The 24,404-nt window shown below is 64.3% G+C and carries 17 protein-coding genes and 4 tRNA genes; 3 read left to right on the top strand and 18 right to left on the bottom strand.

What is annotated here, in order from left to right:
• Window positions 1-6: 6 nt before the first annotated feature.
• A complete protein-coding gene (locus HV701_RS11785) occupies window positions 7-2,328 on the top strand; it encodes a CHASE2 domain-containing protein (protein ID WP_175133218.1) in 2,322 nt (773 codons plus the stop codon).
• A 27-nt stretch (window positions 2,329-2,355) separates the two neighbouring features.
• Here HV701_RS11785 and HV701_RS11790 read toward each other — a convergent pair whose 3' ends face one another.
• Window positions 2,356-3,654, bottom strand: a complete 1,299-nt coding sequence (locus HV701_RS11790) for a serine/threonine-protein kinase (RefSeq protein WP_175133219.1) — start codon at window positions 3,652-3,654, stop codon at window positions 2,356-2,358.
• Window positions 3,655-3,814: 160 nt separating this feature from the next.
• Here HV701_RS11790 and HV701_RS11795 point away from each other — a divergent pair, with 160 nt between their 5' ends.
• Complete coding sequence (locus tag HV701_RS11795) at window positions 3,815-4,210, top strand: TssQ family T6SS-associated lipoprotein (protein ID WP_175133220.1); 396 nt, start codon at window positions 3,815-3,817, stop codon at window positions 4,208-4,210.
• Window positions 4,211-4,316: 106 nt separating this feature from the next.
• Here HV701_RS11795 and rpoC read toward each other — a convergent pair whose 3' ends face one another.
• From rpoC to hisN, 17 genes are all read right to left on the bottom strand, one after another.
• A complete protein-coding gene (gene rpoC, locus HV701_RS11800; RefSeq protein WP_175133221.1) occupies window positions 4,317-8,561 on the bottom strand; it encodes a DNA-directed RNA polymerase subunit beta' in 4,245 nt (1,414 codons plus the stop codon).
• Window positions 8,561-12,673 (bottom strand): DNA-directed RNA polymerase subunit beta, encoded by a 4,113-nt coding sequence (rpoB, locus tag HV701_RS11805; RefSeq protein ID WP_175133222.1) that lies wholly within the window; start codon window positions 12,671-12,673, stop codon window positions 8,561-8,563. Before rpoB ends, rpoC begins: the two co-directional genes overlap by 1 nt.
• A 163-nt stretch (window positions 12,674-12,836) precedes the next feature.
• Complete coding sequence (rplL, locus tag HV701_RS11810; RefSeq protein WP_006389590.1) at window positions 12,837-13,217, bottom strand: 50S ribosomal protein L7/L12; 381 nt, start codon at window positions 13,215-13,217, stop codon at window positions 12,837-12,839.
• 80 nt (window positions 13,218-13,297) lie between these two features.
• Window positions 13,298-13,822, bottom strand: coding sequence for a 50S ribosomal protein L10 (gene rplJ / locus HV701_RS11815; RefSeq protein WP_175133223.1), 525 nt, complete (start codon window positions 13,820-13,822; stop codon window positions 13,298-13,300).
• A 269-nt stretch (window positions 13,823-14,091) separates the two neighbouring features.
• On the bottom strand, window positions 14,092-14,790 hold the full coding sequence (gene rplA, locus HV701_RS11820) for a 50S ribosomal protein L1 (RefSeq protein WP_175133224.1): 699 nt from the start codon (window positions 14,788-14,790) through the stop codon (window positions 14,092-14,094).
• Between the two features lie 2 nt (window positions 14,791-14,792).
• A complete protein-coding gene (gene rplK, locus HV701_RS11825) occupies window positions 14,793-15,224 on the bottom strand; it encodes a 50S ribosomal protein L11 (RefSeq protein WP_006389587.1) in 432 nt (143 codons plus the stop codon).
• A 61-nt stretch (window positions 15,225-15,285) separates the two neighbouring features.
• The gene (nusG, locus tag HV701_RS11830; protein WP_006389586.1) at window positions 15,286-15,819 is read right to left on the bottom strand and encodes a transcription termination/antitermination protein NusG; all 534 of its coding nucleotides are present in this window, start codon (window positions 15,817-15,819) and stop codon (window positions 15,286-15,288) included.
• A gap of 9 nt (window positions 15,820-15,828) precedes the next feature.
• Window positions 15,829-16,209 carry a preprotein translocase subunit SecE gene (secE, locus tag HV701_RS11835; protein WP_006389585.1) on the bottom strand — a complete coding sequence of 127 codons (381 nt, stop codon included), beginning with the start codon at window positions 16,207-16,209 and terminating at the stop codon, window positions 15,829-15,831.
• A 64-nt stretch (window positions 16,210-16,273) separates the two neighbouring features.
• A tRNA-Trp gene (locus HV701_RS11840) sits at window positions 16,274-16,349 on the bottom strand.
• 145 nt (window positions 16,350-16,494) lie between these two features.
• On the bottom strand, window positions 16,495-17,685 hold the full coding sequence (gene tuf, locus HV701_RS11845) for an elongation factor Tu (protein ID WP_054495833.1): 1,191 nt from the start codon (window positions 17,683-17,685) through the stop codon (window positions 16,495-16,497).
• Window positions 17,686-17,753: 68 nt separating this feature from the next.
• A tRNA-Thr gene (locus HV701_RS11850) sits at window positions 17,754-17,828 on the bottom strand.
• 12 nt (window positions 17,829-17,840) lie between these two features.
• A tRNA-Gly gene (locus tag HV701_RS11855) sits at window positions 17,841-17,914 on the bottom strand.
• Window positions 17,915-18,064: 150 nt separating this feature from the next.
• Window positions 18,065-18,151: transfer RNA gene (locus tag HV701_RS11860), tRNA-Tyr, on the bottom strand.
• A 113-nt stretch (window positions 18,152-18,264) separates the two neighbouring features.
• Window positions 18,265-19,428: an iron-containing alcohol dehydrogenase gene (locus HV701_RS11865; RefSeq protein WP_175133225.1), complete on the bottom strand. Its 1,164-nt coding sequence runs from the start codon at window positions 19,426-19,428 to the stop codon at window positions 18,265-18,267.
• 20 nt (window positions 19,429-19,448) lie between these two features.
• On the bottom strand, window positions 19,449-20,840 hold the full coding sequence (locus tag HV701_RS11870) for an aldehyde dehydrogenase family protein (RefSeq protein WP_175133226.1): 1,392 nt from the start codon (window positions 20,838-20,840) through the stop codon (window positions 19,449-19,451).
• Window positions 20,841-20,883: 43 nt separating this feature from the next.
• Window positions 20,884-22,269: a glutamine synthetase family protein gene (locus tag HV701_RS11875; protein ID WP_175133227.1), complete on the bottom strand. Its 1,386-nt coding sequence runs from the start codon at window positions 22,267-22,269 to the stop codon at window positions 20,884-20,886.
• Between the two features lie 69 nt (window positions 22,270-22,338).
• The gene (gene hisN / locus HV701_RS11880; RefSeq protein WP_175133228.1) at window positions 22,339-23,139 is read right to left on the bottom strand and encodes a histidinol-phosphatase; all 801 of its coding nucleotides are present in this window, start codon (window positions 23,137-23,139) and stop codon (window positions 22,339-22,341) included.
• Between the two features lie 203 nt (window positions 23,140-23,342).
• On the opposite strand from hisN, the gene HV701_RS11885 reads away from it, so the two are divergent.
• Complete coding sequence (locus HV701_RS11885; protein WP_175133229.1) at window positions 23,343-24,353, top strand: ABC transporter substrate-binding protein; 1,011 nt, start codon at window positions 23,343-23,345, stop codon at window positions 24,351-24,353.
• Window positions 24,354-24,404 lie beyond the last annotated feature (51 nt).

Genomic DNA, 24,404 nt, shown 5'->3' on the forward strand with positions numbered 1-24,404 from the left:
GTGCTCATGGCGGACGCCGTCGATCCCATCGACCGGACCTCGCGATCAGGCCTGTGGTTGACGGTGGCGCTGGCGCTGTTGGCCGCCTTGCTCGGCGGGTTCAACGGCCTGGGACGTATCGATCAGATCCTGTATGACCGCGCCGTCGGCTTGACCGGGCGTGACATCTCGCCCGACATCCTGATCGTCGCGATCGACGACGCCAGCATCGACGCGCTCGGCCGCTGGCCATGGCGGCGGGCGGTGCACGCCGCGCTGCTGGACCGCCTGCAAGGCGCCCGCGCGGTCGGCCTGGACCTGATCTTCGCCGAACCCGACACCACCCATCCCGGCGACGATGGCATTCTTGCCGACAGCATCCGGCGCAATGGCCGCGTCGTGCTGCCGGTGGTGCTGGATCGCCTGCGGCACCCTTCGTCGATCAGCACGCCCATTCCCGCCCTGGCCCAGGCCGCGGCCGGCAGCGGCTTCATCAACGCCAGCCTGGATGCGGATGGCGTGCTGCGCTCGGCGCAACTGACGACCCGCTACGGCGGCGAACGCTGGCAACACTTCGCGCTGAGCATGCTTGACGTAGGCGGGCAACAGGCCCTGGCCGACAGGCTGCTGCGACACGCCGGCACGGAAGGCAGCATACTGATTCCATACGCCGGGCCGGTGGCGCATACGCGTGCCGTGTCGTATCTGTCGGTGCTGCGCGGCGACGTGCCGGCCGATCAACTGCGCGGCAAGTACATCCTGGTAGGCGCCTGGGCCACGGGCCTGGGCGATGCCTACACCACGCCGGTATCGCATGACGTCAGCGGCATGCCGGGCGTGGAGATCATTGCCAATCTGCTGCAGGCGGCCAATGACGACATCGCCTTCCAGCCGCCCGCCCCCTGGCTCAACGCCCTGTTCTCGGCGCTGCCGGTGCTGTTGGCCTGCCTGGCGCTCTGGCGCCTGTCTCCCAACCTGGCACTGCTGGTGAACATTGCCCTGCTGGCGCTGGTGTTGCTCTGCAGCCTGCTGCTGCTGGGCCACAGCTATCTGTGGTTCGCGCCAACCGCGGCGCTGCTGGGCGTGGCCCTGTGCTATCCGCTATGGAGCTGGCGCAGCCAGGAAGCCGCGCTGCGCTATATGGACAACGAACTGCGGCGGTTGCAACGTGAGTATCCGCCCGTGCTGAATGAAGCCAGGGCACAGTCCGGCGGGCCCAGCGCCTCGCTCGAGAGTCGCGTCGGCGAATTGCGGCGGGCGCTGGCGCGCGTGCGCAATCTGCGGCGCTTCCTGGCCGACGGGTTGGACGGCATGCCCGACGCAACGCTGGTATTCGACCAGGATGGCCGCATGCAATTCCGCAACCAGGCCGCGGTGATGTATTTCCAGCGCTTGGGCATGCGGCCGCCGCGCGTCGGGCATCCGGCGATCCATCTGCTGGAAAAGACCATCGGCGACGAACCGACACGGCAGCGCGTGGCCCAGGTGTTGAGCGGCCAGGGGCCGGTGGCGGAACAGTCACCGTGGAGTGCCGACCTGGAGGTCCGCGACCACGCCGGCCGTGATTTGATCCTGAAGTGCGCGCCGATCCACACGGCCGAAGGCAACTTCGCCGGCACCGTCGCCACGCTGACGGACATTTCCGGCATCCGCCAAGCCGAGCGGCAACGCGAGGAGACGCTGCGCTTCATTTCGCACGACATGCGGGCGCCGCAGAGTTCCATCCTCGCGCTGGTCGAAATGACCCAGGACGGCGCCGCGCCGGATGGCAAAGACGATACCCTGGCGCGCATCGCCGCCCTGGCCAACCGTACCTTGCACCTGGTCGACGATTTCGTGCACCTGACGCGCGCCGAATCGATGGCCATCAGCGCTGTCGACCTGGATCTGGGCAGCCTGCTGCAGGACGGCGTCGATGAATTCTGGGCTGCTGCGCACAAGCGCGGCATCACGCTGGAAGTGATCCCGCCGCTGCCGGTGGCCTATGTACGCGGCGACCAGACGCTGCTGATGCGCGCCTTGAGCAACCTGATCGACAACGCGATCAAGTACAGCCCGCCGCGCACCCGCATTGCGTGCCACATCGACGCGGCGCAGGGCTATTGGCGCGTCCACATCCGCGACCAGGGACAGGGTGTCGCGCCAGAGGATCTGGCGCGCCTTTTCGAGCCATTCTCGCGGGTAGGCGTCGCCACACGGGGGGATGTGGGCGGCGCGGGGCTGGGGCTGGCCTTTGTGCGCACCGTGGCGCTGCGCCATGGCGGCGACGTCGAGGTGACAAGCGAGGCCGGCGTGGGCTCGGTATTCACGCTCCGCCTGCCTGTCGCCCCCGAGGAAGCCTCGGCCTAGGGCCGGCAGGGAAGGCGGATCCGCGCCTTATTGGAAAACGTGCGAAATGACGGCGGGTCTGCCGGCCCTGACTTCCAGTGTGGTCCGATAGGGAGGCAGGTCGGCGTTGCGCAGCACCACCTGGTATTTGCCGGGAACCAGGCGCAATTCCTTGACCGGCGGACTGACGCCGCGCGCAACACCGTTGACCCATACCTCGCCCCAGGGCCGGATATCCAGGCGCACCAGAACCGGCGCCGGCTTGGGTTTCGGCGTTTCATCCTGAACCGGCTCCGATGGCGCGGCCGGTTCCTCGACCGCTGGCACGCCGGCCTCGGCCGAGGTAGCCGGCGCGGGCGGAATCGGGCTCGCGGTACCGGCATCGGCCGGGGCGGCGGCTGGCGCCTGCGGCGCGACCGTCATGCCTGCCGCTCCCGCCTCGGGCGCAGCCTGCCGCGATACTGCGGACAGCGGCGGTCCTGACGGCGCCATGGCCGTTGCCGCAGGGCGGGCCGCCACCGGCGCGGGCGAGGTGACTGGGGGATTCGGCTGCACGACTTCGGAACGGGTGATCACGGCGTTGGTGCCGCCACCTCCGGCACGCATCCAGGCATAGACGCCAGCACCCATCAACGCCACCAGCAACAGCAGCATGAGCAATGGCCGGCCGGCGCCACGCGGCTTGCCGGCGGCCGCCGCCGGCGCGGCGGGAACGGCTGTCGCCGCGGCCCGGGATGCCTCCGGAACGACGGGCGCGATTTCGGCATCCGCGGAGATATCCAACATGGCCGCCAGTTCGCCCAAGGTCTGTGGCCGGTCGGCAGGCTGCATCGCCAGGCCGCGATCGATAGCCTCCAGGAATGCCGGGCTGTACTTCGTCAGGCCCAGCGCCATCAACGGCTCATAACTGTCGGTCGCGCGGCGCTCCGGCGCCGGGGGCGGACGCAGGCCGATGACCAGGGCATGCATGACCGCACAGAGCGCGTAAACGTCGGTCCAGGGACCGCGAGGCCATTGTGCGGAATCGGTATACAGTTCGAAAGGCGCGAACCCCGGAGCCGGCGTCACTCCTGCCCGGCGCGAGCGCGGCACCGCCAGTTCCGGCAGCAGGTGCGCGTGCGCGCCCTCATCCATGCCCACCGTATCCAGGGAAATGTCGCCGCAGATCTCGCCCTGGGCATGCAGCCCCATCAGCGACGGCAGCAGGTCCGCCAGCAAACGCTTGATGCGCGCCTCCGGCACGCCCCCCGCCGAACTGGCGGCGATGGCGCTCAATGGGCGCAAAGCGAGCGGCGCAGCGCCTGAAAAGGGGCTGCGCGGCGTATGCAGGCCGACGGATGAAGACATAATCAAAAGGCTGCGCGACGGGCGCAAGAAATCGGGTTGACGGCTGGTAGGCGGAATATTAGCCAATCCGTTACGTAAGGACATTGCCGAAAATGTCCGAGCGCATCAGGCTGTGGCACGATAGCGTATCGTCAAGTTTCTCCGAATTCGCTGGAAGCCTATGAAAATTCGCCTTCTCTATGGTGCGCTCGGATTATCGTTCGGGCTGGCCGGTTGTTCCGGCCTGAGCGCTACCGCCCCCGACCGCGCCCCCACGCCCGAGGCACTGGAACAGTTGCAACAGGTGCGTGACCAATACATGGCCGGCCATTATGGCGAAGTCATCCGACGGGTAGCGCGCTCCGATGAACTGGCGGCCTCCAGCAAGGCCGTTCGCATCGAGGCGTACAAGCTGCAGGCGTTCAGCTACTGCGTCAGCCGCTATGCACAACTGTGCGAAGACAGCTTCCGCCGCATCCTGCAGATCGATCCCTCCTTCGAACTGGCACCCAACGAAGCTGGCCATCCGATCTGGGGCCCCGTGTTCCAGCACGCCAAGGCCCAGGCGGCCAGATAACCGGGCCCTGCCACGCGCAAAAAAAGGCCGCTGATTCGCATCAGCGGCCTTTTTGCTTCTGGCCTCCCCCGCCCGGACCGCGCGGGGGATATACCGACGCGCGCCGTTACTCGGCGGCGTCCTCGCTACCCAGGTCAGTCGACGGGGCATCGGCGTCCGAACCCACCGTGACCGGCGCGTCCTCGAACGGGTTGGCCAGCTGGCGGGCGGCTTCGCGTTCCGCGGCCTCCAGGGCTTCCTTGTCCTTGCGGGCATGGTGATACGCCAGGCCGGTACCGGCCGGGATCAGGCGGCCGACGATGACGTTTTCCTTCAGGCCACGCAGGTCGTCGCGCTTGCCCATGATGGCGGCTTCGGTCAGGACACGCGTGGTCTCCTGGAACGAGGCGGCCGAGATGAACGAGTCGGTCGACAGCGAGGCCTTGGTGATACCCAGCAGCACGTTTTCGTAGGTGGCCGGACGCTTGTTCTCGGCGTTGACACGGTCGTTCTCGTTCAACAGCTCGGAGCGCTCGACCTGCTCGCCCGGGATGAACTCGGTATCGCCCGCATCGACGATGTTCACACGACGCAGCATCTGGCGAACAATCACTTCGATGTGCTTGTCGTTGATCTTCACGCCCTGCAGACGGTAAACGTCCTGCACTTCGTCGACGATGTAGGTCGCCAGCTTCTCGATGCCCTGCAGGCGCAGGATGTCGTGGGGATCGGCCGGGCCGTCCACGATCATTTCGCCCTTGTTCACCACCTGGCCGTCGTGCACCAGCACCTGCTTTTCCTTCGGAATCAGGAACTCGTGGCTGACGCCTTCCAGGTCGGTGATGACCAGGCGCTGCTTGCCCTTGGTGTCCTTGCCGAACGAGACCGTACCGGTAACGTCGGCGAGCATGCCGGCATCCTTGGGCGAACGGGCTTCGAACAGCTCGGCCACGCGCGGCAGACCGCCGGTAATGTCGCGGGTCTTTTGCGATTCCTGCGGAATACGCGCCAGCACCTCACCCACGGCAACCTGCTGGCCGTCACGCACGGTGATCAGCGCGCCGACCGGGAACGAGATGATCACCGAGTGATCGGTGCCGGCGATCTTGACGTCTTCGCCGTTCTCGTTGACCAGCTTGATCTGCGGACGCATGACGATCTTGCCGCCACGGGTCTTGGGCGTGATGACGACCAGCGTCGACAGGCCGGTGACTTCGTCCACCTGCTTGGCCACGGTCACGCCTTCCTCGATGTTCTCGAAGCGGACGGCGCCACCGTATTCCGACACGATCGGACGGGTCAGCGGATCCCACGTCGCCAGGCGCGCGCCGGCCTTCACGGCCTCGCCATCGCCCACCAGCACGGTCGCGCCGTACGGGATCTTGTGGCGTTCGCGCTCGCGGCCGTTGTCATCGAAGATCGCCAGTTCGCCCGAGCGCGAGATCGCAACGCGCTCGCCCTTGGCGTTGGTGACGTAGCGCATGGTGCTGGCAAAGCCGACCACGCCGCTGGACTTGGTTTCCACCGCGCTGGCCAAGGCCGAGCGCGACGCCGCGCCACCGATGTGGAACGTACGCATCGTGAGCTGCGTGCCGGGTTCACCGATGGACTGGGCGGCGATGACGCCAACCGCCTCGCCCTGGTTGACCGACGAGCCGCGGCCGAGATCACGGCCGTAGCAGCGCGCGCACAGGCCATGGCGCGTTTCGCAGGTCAGCGGGGTGCGGACCTTGACTTCGTCCACGCCGATGCGGTCGATGGTGTCGACCATGTCCTCGTCCAGCAAGGTACCGGCCGTGATGGCGGTTTCCTGCGTGTCCGGGTTGACGATGTCCACGGCGGCAACGCGGCCGAGGATACGGTCGCGCAGCGGCTCGATGACTTCACCGCCTTCCACCAGGGCCTTCATGTTGTAGCCCTGCGAGGTGCCGCAATCGTCCTCGGTGATCACCAGGTCTTGCGTCACGTCGACCAGACGACGGGTCAGGTAACCCGAGTTCGCGGTCTTCAGCGCCGTGTCGGCCAGACCCTTACGCGCACCGTGCGTCGAGATGAAGTACTGAAGCACGTTCAGGCCTTCACGGAAGTTCGCGGTGATGGGCGTTTCGATGATCGAGCCGTCCGGCTTGGCCATCAGGCCGCGCATACCGGCCAGCTGGCGGATCTGGGCGGCCGAACCGCGCGCGCCCGAGTCGGCCATCATGTAGATGGAGTTGAACGACTCCTGGCGCACTTCCTCGCCGTGACGGTTGATGACGGGTTCGGTGGCCAGTTGTTCCATCATCGCCTTGCCGACCTTGTCGCCGGCCTTGCCCCAGATGTCCACCACGTTGTTGTAGCGTTCCTGGGACGTGACCAGACCCGACGAGTACTGCTTGTCGATTTCCTTCACTTCGCGGCTGGCTTCGGCCAGGATGCCTTCCTTGGCCGACGGGATCAGCATGTCGCCCATGGCGATCGAGATACCGCCACGGGTGGCCAGACGGAAGCCCGACTGCATCAGCTTGTCGGCGAAGATCACCGTGTCGCGCAGGCCGCAACGGCGGAACGACTGGTTGATCAGGCGCGAGATTTCCTTCTTCTTCAGCGCCTTGTTCAGGACGGTGAAGGGCAGGCCCTTGGGCAGGATCTCGGACAGCAGCGCGCGGCCGACGGTGGTTTCATGGCGGCGGATCACCGGCTGCCATTCGCCATTCTCGTCACGCTCGTGTTCCTTCAGACGCACGGTGATGCGGCTTTGCAGCTCGACTTCACCATTGTCGTAGGCACGTTGCACTTCGGCCACGTCGGTGAAGAAGATGCCTTCGCCCTTGCCGTTGATGCGCTCGCGCGTCGTGTAGTACAGACCCAGCACGATGTCCTGGGACGGCACAATCGACGGTTCGCCGTTGGCCGGGAACAGCACGTTGTTCGAAGCCAGCATCAGCGTGCGCGCTTCCAGCTGGGCTTCCAGCGACAGCGGCACGTGGACGGCCATCTGGTCACCGTCGAAGTCGGCGTTGAACGCCGCGCAGACCAGCGGGTGCAGCTGGATGGCCTTGCCTTCGATCAACACCGGCTCGAACGCCTGGATGCCCAGACGGTGCAGCGTCGGCGCGCGGTTCAGCATCACCGGGTGTTCGCGGATGACTTCTTCCAGGATGTCCCAGACCACCGGTTCCTGGCTTTCCACCAATTTCTTGGCGGCCTTGATGGTCGTGGCCAGGCCCATCATCTCCAGGCGATTGAAGATGAACGGCTTGAACAGTTCCAGGGCCATCAGCTTGGGCAGGCCGCACTGGTGCAGCTTGAGCTGCGGACCCACCACGATGACCGAACGGCCCGAGTAGTCGACGCGCTTGCCCAGCAGGTTCTGACGGAAACGACCGCTCTTGCCCTTGATCATGTCGGCCAGGGACTTGAGCTGGCGCTTGTTGGCGCCGGTCATGGCCTTGCCGCGGCGACCGTTGTCCAGCAGCGAGTCGACGGCTTCCTGCAGCATGCGCTTTTCGTTGCGCAGGATGATTTCAGGAGCCTTCAGCTCCAGCAGGCGCTTCAGACGGTTGTTGCGGTTGATGACGCGGCGGTACAGGTCGTTCAGGTCGGAGGTCGCGAAGCGGCCGCCGTCCAGCGGCACCAGCGGACGCAGGTCCGGCGGCAGCACGGGCAGCACTTCCATGACCATCCACTCGGCCTTGATGCCGGACTTCTGGAAGCCTTCCAGCACCTTCAGGCGCTTGGAGATCTTCTTGATCTTGGCTTCCGAGCTGGTGGCCTTCAGTTCGCCGCGCAGCGTTTCCACTTCACGGTCGATGTCGATGGTGCGCAGCAGTTCACGCACAGCTTCGGCGCCCATCAGGGCACGGAAGTCATCGCCGTATTCCTCGGTCTTGGCCAGGAAATCGTCGTCCGACATGATCTGGCCGCGCTTGAGCGGCGTCATGCCGGGCTCGATCACGCACCAGGCTTCGAAGTACAGCACGCGTTCGATGTCGCGCAGGGTCATGTCGAGCACCATGCCCAGACGCGACGGCAGGCTCTTCAGGAACCAGATGTGCGCGACGGGGCTGGCCAGCTCGATGTGGCCCATGCGTTCACGGCGAACCTTGGCAACGGTGACTTCAACGCCGCACTTCTCGCAGATCACGCCACGGTGCTTCAAGCGCTTGTACTTGCCGCACAGGCACTCGTAGTCCTTGATCGGGCCGAAGATCTTGGAGCAGAACAGGCCGTCGCGCTCAGGCTTGAACGTGCGGTAGTTGATGGTCTCGGGCTTGCGAACTTCGCCGTAGGACCACGAACGGATCTTCTCGGGCGAGGCGATGCCGATCTTGATGGCATCGAATTGCTCGTCTTGCGAGACTTGCTTAAAGAGGTCGAGTAGCGCTTTCATTAGTTACGCTCCAAATCCATGTCCAGGGCCAACGAGCGGATTTCCTTGACCAGCACGTTGAACGATTCCGGCATGCCGGCATCGATGACGTGATCGCCCTTGACGATGTTTTCGTATACCTTGGTGCGGCCGGTGATGTCGTCGGACTTCACCGTCAGCATTTCCTGCAGGGTGTAGGCGGCGCCGTAGGCTTCCAGCGCCCACACTTCCATTTCCCCGAAACGCTGGCCACCGAACTGCGCCTTGCCGCCCAGCGGCTGCTGGGTCACGAGCGAGTACGGGCCGGTCGAACGCGCGTGCATCTTGTCGTCGACCAAGTGGTGCAGCTTCAGGTAGTGCATGTAGCCGACGGTGACCGGACGCTCGAACTTCTCGCCGGTGCGGCCGTCGTACAGCCACGCCTGCGTGCGCGAGGGCGTCAGCGCCATGCGCTTGGCGACGTCGTCCGGATAGGCCAGTTCCAGCATCTTGGTAATTTCCTCTTCGGTCGCGCCGTCGAAGACGGGCGTCGCGAACGGCACGCCGTTCTTGAGGTTCTGGGCCATTTCCATGACTTCTTCGTCGGTCAGCTCGTCGATGCGCGCGCCGGTGCCGGTCGTGTTGTAGACCTTGTCCAGGTACGCGCGGACGTTCTTGACCTGCGCGGTGCGCTCGTCGCGCAGCATATCGGCGATGCGATGACCCACGCCCTTGGCGGCCCAGCCCAAGTGCACTTCCAGCACCTGACCCACGTTCATCCGCGAGGGCACGCCCAGCGGGTTCAGAACGATGTCGGCCGGCGTGCCGTCAGCCATGTGCGGCATGTCTTCGACCGGGGTGATGCGCGAGACCACGCCCTTGTTGCCGTGACGGCCTGCCATCTTGTCGCCAGGCTGCAGACGACGCTTCACGGCCAGGTAGACCTTGATCATCTTCAGCACGCCCGGGGGCAGCTCGTCGCCCTGCGTCAGCTTCTTGCGCTTCTCTTCGAAGGCCAGGTCGAACTGGTGGCGCTTCTGCTCGAGCGATTCCTTGGCCTGCTCCAGCACCACGGCGTGGGGCTCGTCGGCCAGGCGGATGTCGAACCACTGCCAGCGATCCAGGTCGGCCAGGTAGGCCTTGGTGATCGTCGCGCCCTTGGCCAGCTTGCGCGGGCCGCCGTTGACGGTCTTGCCGACCAGCATCTTCTCGATACGGTCGAACTGGTCGTTTTCAACGATGCGCAACTGGTCGTTCAGGTCCTGGCGATAGCGGCGCAGTTCATCGTCGATGATGGACTGGGCACGCTTGTCGCGCACGATGCCTTCGCGGGTGAACACCTGCACGTCGATCACCGTGCCGGTCATGCCCGAGGGCACGCGCAGCGAGGTGTCCTTAACGTCGGAAGCCTTTTCACCGAAGATGGCGCGCAGCAGCTTTTCTTCCGGCGTCAGCTGGGTTTCGCCCTTGGGCGTGACCTTGCCGACCAGCACGTCGTCGGCGCTGACTTCGGCGCCGATGTAGGTGATGCCGGAATCGTCCAGACGGTTCAGTTGCGTCTCGGCCAGGTTGCTGATGTCGCGCGTGATTTCTTCCGGACCGAGCTTGGTGTCACGGGCAACGACCGTCAGTTCCTCGATGTGCACCGAGGTATAGCGGTCATCGGCCACGACCTTCTCGGAGATCAGGATCGAGTCTTCGAAGTTGTAGCCGTTCCAGGGCATGAACGCGATCAGCATGTTCTGGCCCAGGGCGAGTTCACCCAGGTCCGTCGATGCGCCGTCGGCCAGCACGTCACCCTTGGCGACACGGTCGCCGCGCTTGACGATGGGACGCTGGTTGATGTTCGTGTTCTGGTTGGAACGCGTGTACTTGATCAGGTTGTAGATATCGACACCGACTTCGCCGGCGACGTTTTCTTCGTCGTTCACGCGGATCACCACGCGCTCGGCGTCGACGTGGTCGACCAGGCCGCCACGCAGCGCCTGCACGGTGGTGCCCGAGTCAACGGCCACGGTGCGCTCGATACCCGTACCCACGACCGGCTTTTCCGGACGCAGGCAAGGCACGGCCTGACGTTGCATGTTGGCGCCCATCAGCGCGCGGTTCGCGTCGTCGTGCTCCAGGAACGGAATCAGCGAGGCGGCGACCGACACGATCTGCGACGGAGCCACGTCCATGTAGTGCACGTTGGCCGGGGCGGTCAGCATGGTTTCGCCGGCTTCACGGCAAGCCACCAGGTCGTCCACGAACTTGCCTTCGTCATCGAGCGCGGCGTTGGCCTGCGCGATCACGTAGTGGCTTTCCTCGATGGCCGACAGGTAGTCGATCTGGTCGCTGACGCGGCCGTCGACGATCTTGCGGTAAGGCGTTTCCAGGAAGCCGTACTCGTTCAGGCGGGCGTACAGCGCCATGGAGTTGATCAGGCCGATGTTCGGGCCTTCCGGCGTTTCGATCGGGCAGACGCGGCCGTAGTGGGTCGGATGCACGTCACGGACTTCGAAGCCGGCGCGCTCGCGGGTCAGACCGCCCGGGCCCAGTGCGGAAACGCGGCGCTTGTGCGTGATTTCCGACAGCGGGTTGGTCTGGTCCATGAACTGCGACAGCTGGCTCGAACCGAAGAATTCCTTGATGGCGGCCGAGATCGGCTTGGAATTGATCAGGTCGTGCGGCATCAGGTTTTCGGTCTCGGCCTGGCCCAGACGTTCCTTGACGGCGCGCTCCACGCGCACGAGACCGGCGCGGAACTGGTTTTCGGCCAGTTCGCCGACGCAACGCACGCGGCGGTTGCCCAGGTGATCGATGTCGTCGATCTGGCCACGGCCGTTACGCAGCTCAACCAGCACCTTGATGGTCTCAAGGATGTCTTCGTTGGTCAGCGTCATCGGGCCGGTGATATCCTCACCACGGCCCAGGCGGCTGTTGACCTTCATGCGGCCGACGCGCGACAGATCGTAGGTTTCTTCGCTGTAGAACAGGCGCTGGAACAGCGCTTCCACCGCTTCCTCGGTGGGCGGCTCGCCAGGACGCATCATGCGATAGATGGCAACGCGCGCGGCCATCTGGTCGGCGGTTTCATCGGTGCGCAGCGTCTGCGAGATGTACGGGCCACGGTCCAGATCGTTCGTGTAGAGCGTCTGGATGTCGTGCACGTTGGCCGCGCGCAGATTGCTCAGCACGCTTTCGGTGATCTCGTCGTTGGCGTTGGCGATGACTTCGCCGGTGTCGGCATCAACGATGTTCTTGGCCAGCACGCGGCCGTACAGGAAGTCTTCCGGCACGGAAATGCGCTGGATGCCGCCGGCAGCCAGATCGCGCAGATGCTTGGCGTTGATACGCTTGTCTTTCTCGACGATGACTTTGCCGGAACGGTCCGCAATGTCGAAACGGGCCATTTCGCCCTTCCAACGCTCGGGCACGAATTCCATCATGGCGCCTTCGCTCTTCAACTCGAAATTGTCGAAATCGAAGAAGTTGGCCAGGATCGACTCCGGCGTCATGCCGATGGCCTTGCACAGGATCGTGACGGGCATCTTGCGGCGACGGTCGACGCGGAAGAACAGGACGTCCTTGGGGTCGAACTCGAAGTCCAGCCACGAGCCGCGGTAGGGAATCACGCGGGCCGAGAACAGCAGCTTGCCGGAGCTGTGCGTCTTGCCGCGGTCGTGTTCGAAGAACACGCCGGGCGAACGGTGCAGCTGCGACACGATGACACGTTCGGTGCCGTTGATGACGAAGGAACCGGTGCCCGTCATGAGCGGAATCTCGCCCATGTAGACTTCCTGTTCCTTCACTTCCTTGACGGTGGGCTTGCTGACTTCGCGGTCAAGCAGCACCAGGCGGACCTTGGCTCGCAGGGGCGAGGCATAGGTCAGACCACGTTGCTGACATTCCTTGACATCGAACACCGGTTCGCCGAGCACGTAGCTCACGAACTCCAAGCGCGCCATACCGTTGTGACTAACGATCGGGAAAATCGACGTAAACGCCGCCTGCAAACCGTCGGCTACGCGTTCGGACGGGGCGGTATCCGCCTGCAGGAAAGTTAGGTAGGATTGAAGCTGAGTCGCCAGGAGGAAGGGAACGTTTTGAACGTCTTCACGCTTGGCGAAGCTTTTGCGGATGCGCTTTTTTTCGGTGTACGAGTAAGGCATGAGCACTCCGACTCGAGGTTGCATGGGCCGTCAACCACGGCCCCAGGTGATACGACTCCAGGAAACCCCTCTGGAAAGGGCCTGACCCCAGCAGGGGTTTCCTGGAAACGCAAAAGCCCGGGGACGGCAAATTGCGCTGTCCCCGGGCAAATTGACGCAGGTCTTACTTGACTTCGACCTTGGCGCCAGCTTCTTCCAGCTTCTTCTTGGCGGCTTCGGCGTCAGCCTTGGCAACGCCTTCCTTGACGGGCTTCGGCGCGCCGTCGACCAGGTCCTTGGCTTCCTTCAGGCCCAGGCCGGTCAGCTCGCGCACGGCCTTGATGACGGAAACCTTGTTGGCGCCGGCTTCAGCCAGGACAACGGTGAACTCGGTCTGCTCTTCAGCAGCGGCGGCAGCGCCACCGGCGGCCGGAGCGGCCACGGCCACAGCGGCGGCAGCAGCCGACACGCCGAACTTCTCTTCCATTTCCTTGATCAGCTCGGACAGTTCGAGCACGGTCATGCCAGCGATGGCGTCAAGGATTTCAGCTTTGTTAAGTGCCATTTTTAAGAACTCCAAATATTGGGTAATGCCAGGGTTTGGGTGTCGCTCGGTCGTTCAGCGAATTCCGGGAAGGACGGCGATTAAGCCGCGGCCTTCTGGTCGCGCACGGCGGCGAGGCCACGGGCGAACTTGGTCGGAACTTCGTTGAGCGTACGCACGAATTGCGCGATGGGGGCTTGCATGGTGCCCAGCAGTTTCGACAGCAACTCTTCGCGCGAGGGCATGGTGGCCAGGGCCTTCACACCTTCTTGGTTCAGCAGGCTGTTGGGCAGAGCGCCCGCCTTGATGACCAGCTTGTCGTTGCTTTTCGCGAAACCTGCGAGGACCTTGGCCGCCGTGACCGGGTCGGTGCTGATGCCATAGATCAGCGGACCGGTCAGTTGCTCGGCCAACGGCTCGAAAGCCGTGCCGGCAACAGCACGACGGGCCAGCGAGTTCTTCAGAACACGCAGATACACGCCCGATTCACGCGCAGTTTTGCGCAGTACGGTGACAGAGGCGACGTCCAGACCACGGTACTCGGCGATAACAATCGATTGCGCCTTGGCCACTTCGGCCGAGACTTCCTCGATCACCACCGCTTTCTCTTGACGATTGAGACTCACGGTTTGAACACTCCATCAAAAGACGCCTGGGGCCGGAGCCTTGCGCGTCAACCGAATGCGGCGCCTGGTCGAGTTCTTCGGGTAAAGAAATCTTCCTGGGGACGCCGTCTACGCTGGATCCGAACTATGCAAGCTTCGGGATTAAGCGGATCAGCAGGGTACTGCTTCCAGCGGAAGGAGGACCTTCGCGCCGACCTGCTCCAGCGGTCTTTGACAGCAGCATCCGGAGGAATCCGGATGCGGCCCAAAGTACGTTTACAGCTGTAGGCTTAAGCAGCCGACAGCGAGGCAATTTCCACGCGCGCACCACCGCCCATCGTGGACGAGACGGCCAGCTTGCGCAGGTAGATGCCCTTGGCAGCGGCGGGACGGGCCTTTTGCAAGGCGTCGACCAACGCGGCCAGGTTGGTTTGCAGCTGTTCCACGTCGAACGACGCGCGGCCGATCGTGGCGTGGATGATGCCGGCCTTGTCGGTACGGTACTGGACCTGACCGGCCTTGGCGTTCTTGACGGCGGTGGCGACGTCGGGCGTCACGGTGCCGACCTTCGGGTTCGGCATCAGGCCACGGGGACCCAGGACCTGACCCAGGGCACCCACGACACGCATCGTGTCGGGCGAAGCGATGACGATGTCGAAATCCATCTGGCCAGCCTTGATGCGCTCGGCCAGATCGTCCAGACCGACGATGTCGGCGCCGGCGGCCTTGGCGGCCTCAGCCTTGTCGCCCTGGGCGAACACGGCGACGCGAACCGTCTTGCCGGTGCCGGCGGGCAGCACGACCGAACCGCGGACCAGTTGATCCGACTTCTTCGGGTCGATGCCCAGCTGCACGGCCACGTCAATCGATTCGTTGAACTTGGCGACAGCGGTTTCCTTGACCAGGGTCAGGGCTTCGGCGACCGGGTACAGCTTGGTGCGGTCGATCTTTTGCGCAATGGCGGCGGCGCGCTTGCTCAGTTTTGCCATGATTAGATCCCCTCAACCGTGATGCCCATGCTGCGGGCGCTGCCAGCGATCGTGCGGACGGCGGCGTCCAGATCAGCGGCGGTCAGATCGGGGCCCTTGGCCTTGGCGATTTCTTCAGCTTGCGCGCGGGTCAGCGTGCCAACCTTGTCGGTATGCGGCTTGGACGAACCCTTCTGCACGCCGGCGGCCTTCTTGATGAGGACCGTCGCGGGCGGGGTCTTCATGATGAAGGTGAAGCTCTTGTCGGCGAAGGCGGTGATCACCACCGGAATCGGCAGACCAGGCTCCATGCCTTGGGTCTTGGCGTTGAACGCCTTGCAGAATTCCATGATGTTCAGGCCACGCTGACCCAGGGCCGGGCCAATCGGGGGGGAGGGGTTAGCCTTACCAGCCGGCACTTGCAGCTTGATAAAGCCGACGATCTTCTTCGCCATGCTTTGCTCCTTGCGGGTTATATCGCCCTAGCGCGAGGCCAGGGCTCCCCGGGGTTTGAAATCAGGTCTTTTCGACCTGGCTGAAATCCAGTTCGACGGGAGTGGCACGACCGAAGATCGTGACAGACACGCGAACCTTGCTCTTTTCGTAGTTGACTTCTTCGACGTTGCCGTTGAAGTCCGCAAACGGACCTTCCTTGACCCGAACCATCTCGCCCACTTCGAACAGGATCTTGGGGCGGGGTTTCTCGACGCCCTCTTCCATCTGGGAGAGGATCTTTTCGACTTCCTTCTCGGAAATCGGGGTCGGACGATTGCCCGAGCCACCCAGAAAACCGGTGACACGGTTGGTGTTCTTGACCAGGTGCCACGTTTCGTCGGTCAGGTCCATTTCAACCAGGACGTAACCGGGGAAAATGCGGCGCTCGGTGATCGACTTCTGGCCACCCTTGACCTCGACGACTTCCTCGGAGGGCACAAGAATGCGGCCGAAAGACGTTTGCAGGCCCGCGCGCTCGATGCGCTCGTTCAGGGCCTTGTGTACGCTTTTTTCCATGCCGGAGTACACATGGACGACATACCAACGCTTACTCATTCGCCGTCCTTATTTCCAGCCTAACAACAGGCCGTAGAGAATCCATTCGATGCCCTTGTCGAGCACCCACATGAAAATGCCCATGACCGCCACGAACGCGAAAACGATGCCCGTCATCTGGGTCGTTTCCTTGCGCGTGGGCCAGGAGACACGCTTGACTTCGTTGTACGACTCGCTGGCAAAGCTCAGGGTGCGACGGCCGGGTTCGCTGAACCAGGCGATCACGGCTGCGATCACGAGACCGCCGACAAAGACGCCGATACGAGCAGGCATCGGTTGCGCGCTGAGCACGGAAAACCCGACGATGCCAGCAATAACGACAAGAACCGCCAGCCCGAGCTTGACCCGGTCGGCGGTACTGGTTACGGTTTCTACGCTGGTATTAGACATATTGCGACGCGAGCCGCCGTGAATGCGTAACTCGCGATGATCTCCCGCGGGTTTATCCTGGCGGTGGCAGGGGCAGTAGGAATCGAACCTACAACCTTCGGTTTTGGAGACCGACGCTCTGCCAATTGAGCTATGCCCCTAAAACACTCACATTCACGTGCACTTCGCTTTTCGTTCCAGGCAAACCGCCACGCGCAGCAGCTTGCGGAACCATACATCATACTACTTTTACAGCAAAGATGGATAGAGGGACTTGAGAGTCCACTCTACCCACCCGGGTATTGCTTACTTCAGGATCTTGGCGACGACGCCGGCGCCGACGGTACGACCGCCTTCACGGATGGCGAAACGCAGGCCTTCTTCCATGGCGATCGGGGCCAGCAGCTTGACGGTCATCGTCACGTTGTCGCCCGGCAGAACCATTTCCTTGTCGGCCGGCAGGTCGATCGTGCCCGTCACGTCCGTCGTGCGGAAGTAGAACTGGGGACGGTAGCCGTTGAAGAACGGGGTGTGGCGGCCGCCTTCTTCCTTGGACAGGATGTACACCTCGGACGTGAAGTCCGTGTGCGGGGTGATCGAGCCCGGCTTGGCCAGAACCTGGCCGCGCTGGACGTCTTCACGCTTGGTGCCGCGCAGCAGGATGCCCACGTTGTCGCCGGCTTGACCTTGGTCCAGCAGCTTGCGGAACATTTCCACGCCGGTGCAGGTCGTCTTGACCGTCGGCACGATACCGACGATTTCGATTTCTTCGCCGACCTTGATCACGCCGCGTTCGATACGGCCGGTCACCACGGTGCCGCGACCCGAGATCGAGAACACGTCTTCGACCGGCATCAGGAACGCGCCGTCAACGGCACGCTCGGGCGTCGGGATGTAGGTGTCCAGCGCTTGCGCCAGCGACAGGATCGCTTGCTCGCCCAGTTCGCCCTTGTCGCCTTCCAGCGCCAGCTTGGCCGAACCCTTCACGATCGGGGTGTCGTCGCCCGGGAAGTCGTACTTGCTCAGCAGTTCGCGAACTTCCATTTCCACCAGCTCGAGCAGCTCGGCGTCGTCAACCATGTCGGCCTTGTTCAGGAAGACGATGATGTACGGCACGCCAACCTGGCGGCTCAGCAGGATGTGTTCACGCGTTTGCGGCATCGGGCCGTCAGCGGCCGACACAACCAGGATCGCGCCGTCCATCTGCGCCGCGCCCGTGATCATGTTCTTGACGTAGTCAGCGTGGCCCGGGCAGTCAACGTGCGCGTAGTGACGCGTTTCCGTTTCGTACTCGACGTGCGCCGTGTTGATCGTGATGCCGCGAGCCTTTTCTTCGGGAGCCGCGTCGATCTGGTCGTAGCCCTTGGCTTCGCCACCGAACTTGGTCGACAGAACGGTCGTGATGGCCGCCGTCAACGTCGTTTTGCCGTGGTCAACGTGACCAATCGTACCCACGTTCACGTGCGGCTTGGTACGTTCAAACTTGCCTTTTGCCATGGCTGACTCCTGACCTGGATTGCGCTTTTGACTGAAGCTGCTGACTGAAGAAAAGACTTTGGAATTTGTGGTGCCCATGGCGCGGATCGAACGCGCGACCTCTCCCTTACCAAGGGAGTGCTCTACCACTGAGCCACATGGGCATGTGTACTGCTTGGAGCGGGTGAAGGGAATCGAACCCTCGTCGTAAGCTTGGAAGGCTTCTGCTCTACCATTGAGCTACACCCGCGGCTGTCCTTTCACCACCTCACTATCTATCCCAGACTTTCAAAACGAAGGCCTTGGAAAACCTGCCGCCTTCGTTGCGAAGGCCGCCCAGTTCACTAGGCCTGCATTTTAAAATCCAGGCAAACATCGCCTGGATTCAGGTTTGGGTCTCTGGTGGAGGAGGTTGGATTCGAACCAACGTAGGCGCAAGGCCAACAGATTTACAGTCTGCCCCCTTTAACCACTCGGGCACCCCTCCAGCGGAGAACTTGAGATTATGAACACTTTCAAATCCGCTGTCAAACGCCTGGGACGAAAAATATTCAAAACTTTCGTTCTGCCTGCCGCATTTGCGCGCAGAGGGGGCGAAGCTTACAAGATTCCGCGAACGGCTGCACGAAAAAGTTCGGCGTACTGGTCCGCGGTGTAGGCGACGGGGTTGGTGCCGCCGGACGGATCCTCGCTCGCCATGCGCCCTACCCGCTCGGCCTGCGCGTCGTCGATGCCGATGTCGGCCAGGGTGTGGGGGATGCCGATGGACTCGCGCAGGCCCAGCACCCAGTCGAGCACGGCGCCCGGACGATCGTCCGCAAGCGCCAGGTAGCGCGCCAGCGCCTGCAACCGCGGCGCGATCGCGTGCTGGTTGGCCTTGAGCACGTAGGGCATCAGGATGGCGTTGAGCATGCCATGGTGTGCGTCGTACAGCGCCCCCAGCGGGTGCGCCAGCGCATGCATCGCCCCCAGGCCGCGCTGGAACGCGGTGGCGCCCATGCTGGATGCCACCAGCATCTGATGGCGCGCCTGCAGATCGGCGCCGTCCGTCACAGCCAGCGGCAGGTATTCCTTGATCATGCGCATGCCTTCCAGCGCGATGCCGGCGGCCATCGGATGAAAGAACGGCGAACAGTAGGCTTCGAGATTGTGCGACAGCGCATCCATGCCGGTCGCCGCCGTGATGCGCGGCGGCAGGCCGACGGTCAGTTCGGGGTCGAGGATGACAATGGCCGGCAGCATGCGCGCGTGGAAGATGATGCGCTTGACCTGCGCCGCCTCGTCGGTGATGACGGATGCGCGCCCCACTTCCGAGCCGGTGCCGGCGGTGGTCGGCACCGCCACCACCGGCGCCATGCCGGCAACGTTCACGCGCAGGTAGTTGTCGCCCATGTCTTCGAAGTCCCACAGGGGACGCTTCTGCCCGGCCATCAGCGCAATGGCCTTGGCCGCATCCAACGCCGAGCCGCCGCCGAACGCGATGACGCCGTCGTGGCGGCCCTCGCGATAGCGCGCCACGCCATCGTCCACATTCCTGCCGGTGGGGTTGCCCTTCACTTCGTGGAACAGGCCGCATTCGAGTCCGGCCTGGCGGCAGCCGCGCACCGCGTCGGCGATCATGGGCAGCGCGGCCAGGCCTGGGTCGGTGACCAGCAGCGGCCGCGCCATGCCGAGTTCGCGGCACCAGTCGGGCAGTTCCTCGATGCGGCCGGGGCCCGCCTTGATGGCGGTGGGATAGTTCCAGTTGACGCTGGGGACGGTCATGTCGGCTCCTGGTCGCGCGCTCAGGCGTTGCGGCGCAAATGGAAGGATTTGGCCTGGGTGAGTTGTTCGTAGCCGACGCGCGACAACGAAACGCCGCGGCCGGTGTGCTTGACGCCGGTCCACGCCAGCGCGGGATCGAGATAGTCGCAGCGGTTCATGAAGACGGTGCCGGTGTGCAGCTGGCGGCCGAGATGCAAGGCGGCCTGCTCGTCCTGCGTGAAGACGGCGGCGGTCAGGCCATAGGGGCTGTCGTTCATCAAGGCCACGGCTTCTTCGTCGCTGTCGACCGGCATCACGCCGACCACCGGGCCGAAGCACTCGTCGTTCATCACGCGCATGCGGTGATCCACCTGCGTCAACAGCGCCGGCGCCACGTATGGCGTGCCGGCGCGCGCGGCGTCAAAACGCGTGGCGTCGACCAGGTTGCGGGCGCCGCGGGACTCGGCCTCGGCAATCACTTCGCGCACCTCATCGGCGGCGCGCGTGCGCACCACCGGCCCGAGCGTGGTGTCTGGCTGCAAGGGATCGCCCAGCACGTATTCGCGGGTCAAGGCCGCGGCGCGGTCGATGAAGTCCTGGTAGCGCTCGCGCGCCACGTAGATACGCTGGATGCCGCAGCAGGACTGGCCAGAGTTGAAGAAGGCGCCGTCCACCAGCGTCTCGACCGCATGCGCCAGATTGGCGTCGGCGCGCACGTATGCGGGGTCGTTGCCGCCCAGCTCCAGGCCCACGCCGATGAATCGGCCGGCGGCGGCCTGTTCAACGCTCTGGCCGCCGCGCACCGAGCCGGTGAAGGACACGTAGCCGATCTCGGGTGCGCGGATCAGGCGCTGCGCAATGTCGTGATTGGCGTGCAGATACTGGAACACGCCGCGCGGCACGCCGGCCTCGCTGAAGGCGCGGTCGATCAGTTCGGCGCACAGCGGGGTCTGGTCGGAATGCTTGAGGATGACGGTGTTGCCGGCCATCAGCGCCGGCACGATGCTGTTGACCGCCGTCAGCAATGGATAATTCCACGGCGCGATCGTCAGCGCCACGCCGATCGGCTCGCGGCTGATGAAGCGCGTGAAGCCCGCCAGTTCCGGCACCTGGATCGGTGCCAGCGCTTCTTGCGCAATGCCGATCATGTGGCGCGCGCGCTGCTCGAAGCCATCCACTTCACCGGGCGTATAACGCAAGGGGCGTCCCATCTGGATCGTGATGGCATGCGCGATCTCCGTCTTGGCGGCGACGAAGCGCGATACCGCGTCGGACAGGATGCGGCCGCGCTGCTCGATGCCGAGCGCGTGCCACGCGGCCTGCGCGGCCTGCGCGTCAGCCAGCGCCTGCGCAACCTGCGCCTCGCTGGCGTAGGAGCGGCGCACGACTTCGCGCCCGTCTCTGGGACTGATGGTGATGAGTTCCTGCGTCATGGCGACCCTGTGCATGCGTGGTGAATGAAGGAAGCGGCGGCGTTCAGATGATCTCGAAATAGCGGGCCAGTTCCCAATCGGTGACGTGGCGGCGGAACTGACGTTCTTCCCATTCGCGCGTGGCGGCGTAGTGCTCGACGAAAGCATCGCCGAACAGCTCGCGCGCCGCCTCCGACTGCCGCAGGCGCTGCGCCGCCTCCCACAACGTGGTGGGCAACCGCAGGTGTTCGGGGAACTGCTGCGTGTAGGCGTTGCCCTGCACCATCGGTTCGGGTTCGAGGCCCTGCTCGATACCGTACAGGCCCGACGCCAGCGCGGCGGACAGCGCCAGATACGGATTGGCGTCGGCCGAGCCGATGCGCACTTCGACGCGTTGCGACTTGTCGCTGCCGGGAATCAGGCGCAGCGCGGTAGTGCGGTTTTCCATACCCCAGGTGGCGTCCAGCGGCGCCCAGTAGCCCGGCACCAGGCGTGAATAGCTGTTGATGGTCTGCGCGTAGAGCGCCATGAATTCGGGCAGGTAGCGCTGCACGCCGGCCATGAAGGCCGTCTGCGTCGCGCTCATGCCGTGCGGGCGCGATTCATCGTAGAACGCCGAGCGGCCGCTGGTGCGGTCGCGTAGCGACAGGTGGATGTGGCCGCTCTGGCCGGGATGATCGTGCGACCACTTCGCCATGAAGGTGGCCATCAGGCCGTTCTGCTGTGCCAGCGCCTTGGTGAAGGTCTTGAAGAGGAAGGCCTTGTCGCCAGCGGCGCTAGCCTGGTCGACGGCGATGGCCGCTTCCAGCACGCCGGGCCCGGTCTCGGTATGCAGGCCTTCGATCGGCATGTCCATGCGCTCGCACATGTCGAGCAGCTTGCGATAGAAATCGCCCTGCACCGTGCTGCGCAGCATCGAATAGCCGAAGTTGCCGGGGGTCCAGTTCTCCATGTCGCGGTAGTGCTTGGCGCGCACCGAGTGCGGCGTTTCGCGGAACATGAAGAACTCGTATTCGAGCGCGGCATAGACCTCGAAGCCCATGCCGGCGGCGCGGTCCAGCGTGCGGTGCAGCAGGCGGCGCGGGCAGATGTCGGCCGCGGGGCCGTCGAATTCGGCCAGGAAGAGCAGCATGTCTTCGCCGCCGGGCCCCTGCTCCAGCGGCAGCCGGCGGCATGTGCTGGGCACGATGCGCAGCTGCGCGTCGGGATACGCCGTGTGCCAGCCGGTGTACTTGGCGTTGTCGTAGAGCTGGTCGTCCAGATCCCAGCCGAACACGACGTCGCAGAACGCCAGCCCGCCGCGTAGCGCGGCCAGGAACTTGTCGCGCCTGACGTACTTGCCCAGCATGACGCCATCGACGTCGGACAGGCCGATCTTGATATGCGAGAGCGTACTGGCCTGGACCAGCCGCTCCGCGTCTTCCACCGTTGCTACCCCTAGTGCATGCATGGCTCGTTCACCTTGTCGTGGCTGAAGCGTTGCGTTGACGTGCGGGGTCGCGGGGCGCGGTGTTTCAGGTCACGGCCGCCCCAGCGCCCGCATCGCCTCGCGATGCAGTTGCGGTGTGGCGGCCGCGATCACGCGGCCCTGCGACGCGAGGCCTAACGGCTGCCCCGACCAATCGGTAATGACGCCGCCCGCGCCTTCGATCACGGGCATCAGCGCCAGATAGTCATAAGGCTGCAGGCCGGCCTCGACCACCAGGTCGACATGGCCGCTGGCCAGCAGCCCATAGCTGTAGCAATCGCCACCGTAGCGACGCATGCGCACCGTGCCGGCCAGCGTGTCGAACGCGTCCAGGTCGGGGCCGTCGAATATGTCGGGCGAGGTGGCGTAGAGGATAGCCTGGTCCAGCTGGGTGCAGGCGCTGACCCGGCAGGGCTCGCCGTTCAGGCGAGCGGGCGAACCGCTGGCGCCCAGCCAGCGCTCGGCCATCATGGGGATGTCGATCAGTCCCAGCACCGGGCGGCCGCGATGCAGCAGCGCCAGCAATGTGCCCCACAGGGGATTGCCTGAGATGAAGGCGCGGGTGCCGTCGATGGGATCGAGCGACCACACCCATTCGGCCTCCGCATGGCTGGCGCCGTATTCCTCGCCGAAGATGCCATGGTCCGGGTAGTGCTGCGCGATGGTCTCGCGCAAGGCTGCCTCGACCTCGCGGTCGGCCCGGGTGACGGGACTTTCGTCCGCTTTGGTTTCCACCGTCAAGGGGTGGCGGAACCACTGGCGCGACAAAGGCCGGACCTGATCCGCCAGCGTCTGGGCGAACGAGGAAAACACGGCCAATTGCTGCGCGGTAAGCGGCGGCGAAGTTTGCATGACGAGCTCCGAGGCGTGGCGCGGCGCAGAAAAACCCATGCGATTCGGGTTTTTCCAGTCTAGACACGTTGCCACAAATTTGCAAATATACCTAAAAACGCAACCCGGGAAACGCAACGTTTCCTCGCGCAACTTTACCGCCCCGCCGTTCGCAGAAAAGCAGCTCATCGCCGTTGCCGTGTATTCCTTTCCGGAGTTCCATCATGCAATGTAAGAAGAAGCTTGGTCTTGTGGTTGCAGTAATTTCCCTAGGTTTCGCCCAGGCCGTCCATGCCGGCGCCATCACCGTCTATACCGCGCTGGAGGAAGACGAGATCGCCGCCTACTTGAAGGCGGCCAATGCCGCCATGCCGGACGTGAAGGTGAACGTGCTGCGCCTGTCCACCGGCGATCTGGGCGCGCGCCTGATCGCCGAGGCGGACAATCCACAGCAGGACGTGATCTGGGGCTTCGCCGTCAGCAACATGTTGGACCCGCGTCTGCAAAAGCTGCTGGAGCCGTATGCGGCCAAGGGCATCGATACCCTGCCGGCGCAATACAAGGCCGCCGACAACAAGTGGTTCGCCGCCACCGGCTATGTGGCCGCGTTCTGCGTCAACACCGACCGGCTCAAGTCGAAGAACCTGCCGCTGCCAACCTCGTGGGAGGATCTGACCAAGCCGGTCTACAAGGGCGAGATTGTCATCCCCAGCCCGGCGGCATCCGGCACCGGCTATCTGCAGATCGTGGCATTGCTGCAGGGGCTGGGCGCCGAGAAAGGCTGGGCGCTGCTCAAGGACTTGGACAAGAACGTAGCGCAGTACACGTCGTCGGGCTCGCGCCCCTGCAAGATGGCGCGCGCCGGCGAGTATGCAATCGGCGTGTCGTTCGCGTTTCCGGCGATGCAGTCGATCGAGGAGGGCTTTCCGGTGAAGATGGTGATCCCGTCGAAATGGGTCGGCTATGAACTCGAAGCCTCCGGCCTCATGAAGACCGCCAAGAATCCCGCGGATGCCAAGCGTTTCCTCGACTGGACGCTGTCGGCGCAGGCCGGCGAGCTGTACAGCAAGTACAAGGAACTGGTGACGATCCCGGGCGCCGCCCCCAACAAGGCGGCCGAGGCCGCGGGCCTGCCCAAGGACCTGACCGCCGTGCTGTACCCGGTGGACTTCCAGAAATCGGCGGCGGAACGCGACACCACCATCAAGACCTGGCAGGAAACCATCAAACGCTGACGGCGCGCGCGGCCGGCGCCGCCGGCCGCCACGCCACCGCCTGGAGTGGCC

Origin of the sequence: Achromobacter pulmonis (genome assembly GCF_902859765.1) — a bacterium.
Classification (GTDB): domain Bacteria; phylum Pseudomonadota; class Gammaproteobacteria; order Burkholderiales; family Burkholderiaceae_B; genus Achromobacter; species Achromobacter pulmonis.

Bases quoted from the DNA above. Each gene is read 5' to 3' on its own strand.
- HV701_RS11785 (WP_175133218.1), top strand. From the start codon at position 7: ATGGCGGACGCCGTCGATCCCATCGACCGGACCTCGCGATCAGGCCTG.
- HV701_RS11790 (WP_175133219.1), bottom strand. From the start codon at position 3,654: ATGTCTTCATCCGTCGGCCTGCATACGCCGCGCAGCCCCTTTTCAGGC.
- HV701_RS11795 (WP_175133220.1), top strand. From the start codon at position 3,815: ATGAAAATTCGCCTTCTCTATGGTGCGCTCGGATTATCGTTCGGGCTG.
- rpoC (WP_175133221.1), bottom strand. From the start codon at position 8,561: ATGAAAGCGCTACTCGACCTCTTTAAGCAAGTCTCGCAAGACGAGCAA.
- rpoB (WP_175133222.1), bottom strand. From the start codon at position 12,673: ATGCCTTACTCGTACACCGAAAAAAAGCGCATCCGCAAAAGCTTCGCC.
- rplL (WP_006389590.1), bottom strand. From the start codon at position 13,217: ATGGCACTTAACAAAGCTGAAATCCTTGACGCCATCGCTGGCATGACC.
- rplA (WP_175133224.1), bottom strand. From the start codon at position 14,790: ATGGCAAAACTGAGCAAGCGCGCCGCCGCCATTGCGCAAAAGATCGAC.
- rplK (WP_006389587.1), bottom strand. From the start codon at position 15,224: ATGGCGAAGAAGATCGTCGGCTTTATCAAGCTGCAAGTGCCGGCTGGT.
- nusG (WP_006389586.1), bottom strand. From the start codon at position 15,819: ATGAGTAAGCGTTGGTATGTCGTCCATGTGTACTCCGGCATGGAAAAA.
- secE (WP_006389585.1), bottom strand. From the start codon at position 16,209: ATGTCTAATACCAGCGTAGAAACCGTAACCAGTACCGCCGACCGGGTC.
- tuf (WP_054495833.1), bottom strand. From the start codon at position 17,685: ATGGCAAAAGGCAAGTTTGAACGTACCAAGCCGCACGTGAACGTGGGT.
- HV701_RS11865 (WP_175133225.1), bottom strand. From the start codon at position 19,428: ATGACCGTCCCCAGCGTCAACTGGAACTATCCCACCGCCATCAAGGCG.
- HV701_RS11870 (WP_175133226.1), bottom strand. From the start codon at position 20,840: ATGACGCAGGAACTCATCACCATCAGTCCCAGAGACGGGCGCGAAGTC.
- HV701_RS11875 (WP_175133227.1), bottom strand. From the start codon at position 22,269: ATGCATGCACTAGGGGTAGCAACGGTGGAAGACGCGGAGCGGCTGGTC.
- hisN (WP_175133228.1), bottom strand. From the start codon at position 23,139: ATGCAAACTTCGCCGCCGCTTACCGCGCAGCAATTGGCCGTGTTTTCC.
- HV701_RS11885 (WP_175133229.1), top strand. From the start codon at position 23,343: ATGCAATGTAAGAAGAAGCTTGGTCTTGTGGTTGCAGTAATTTCCCTA.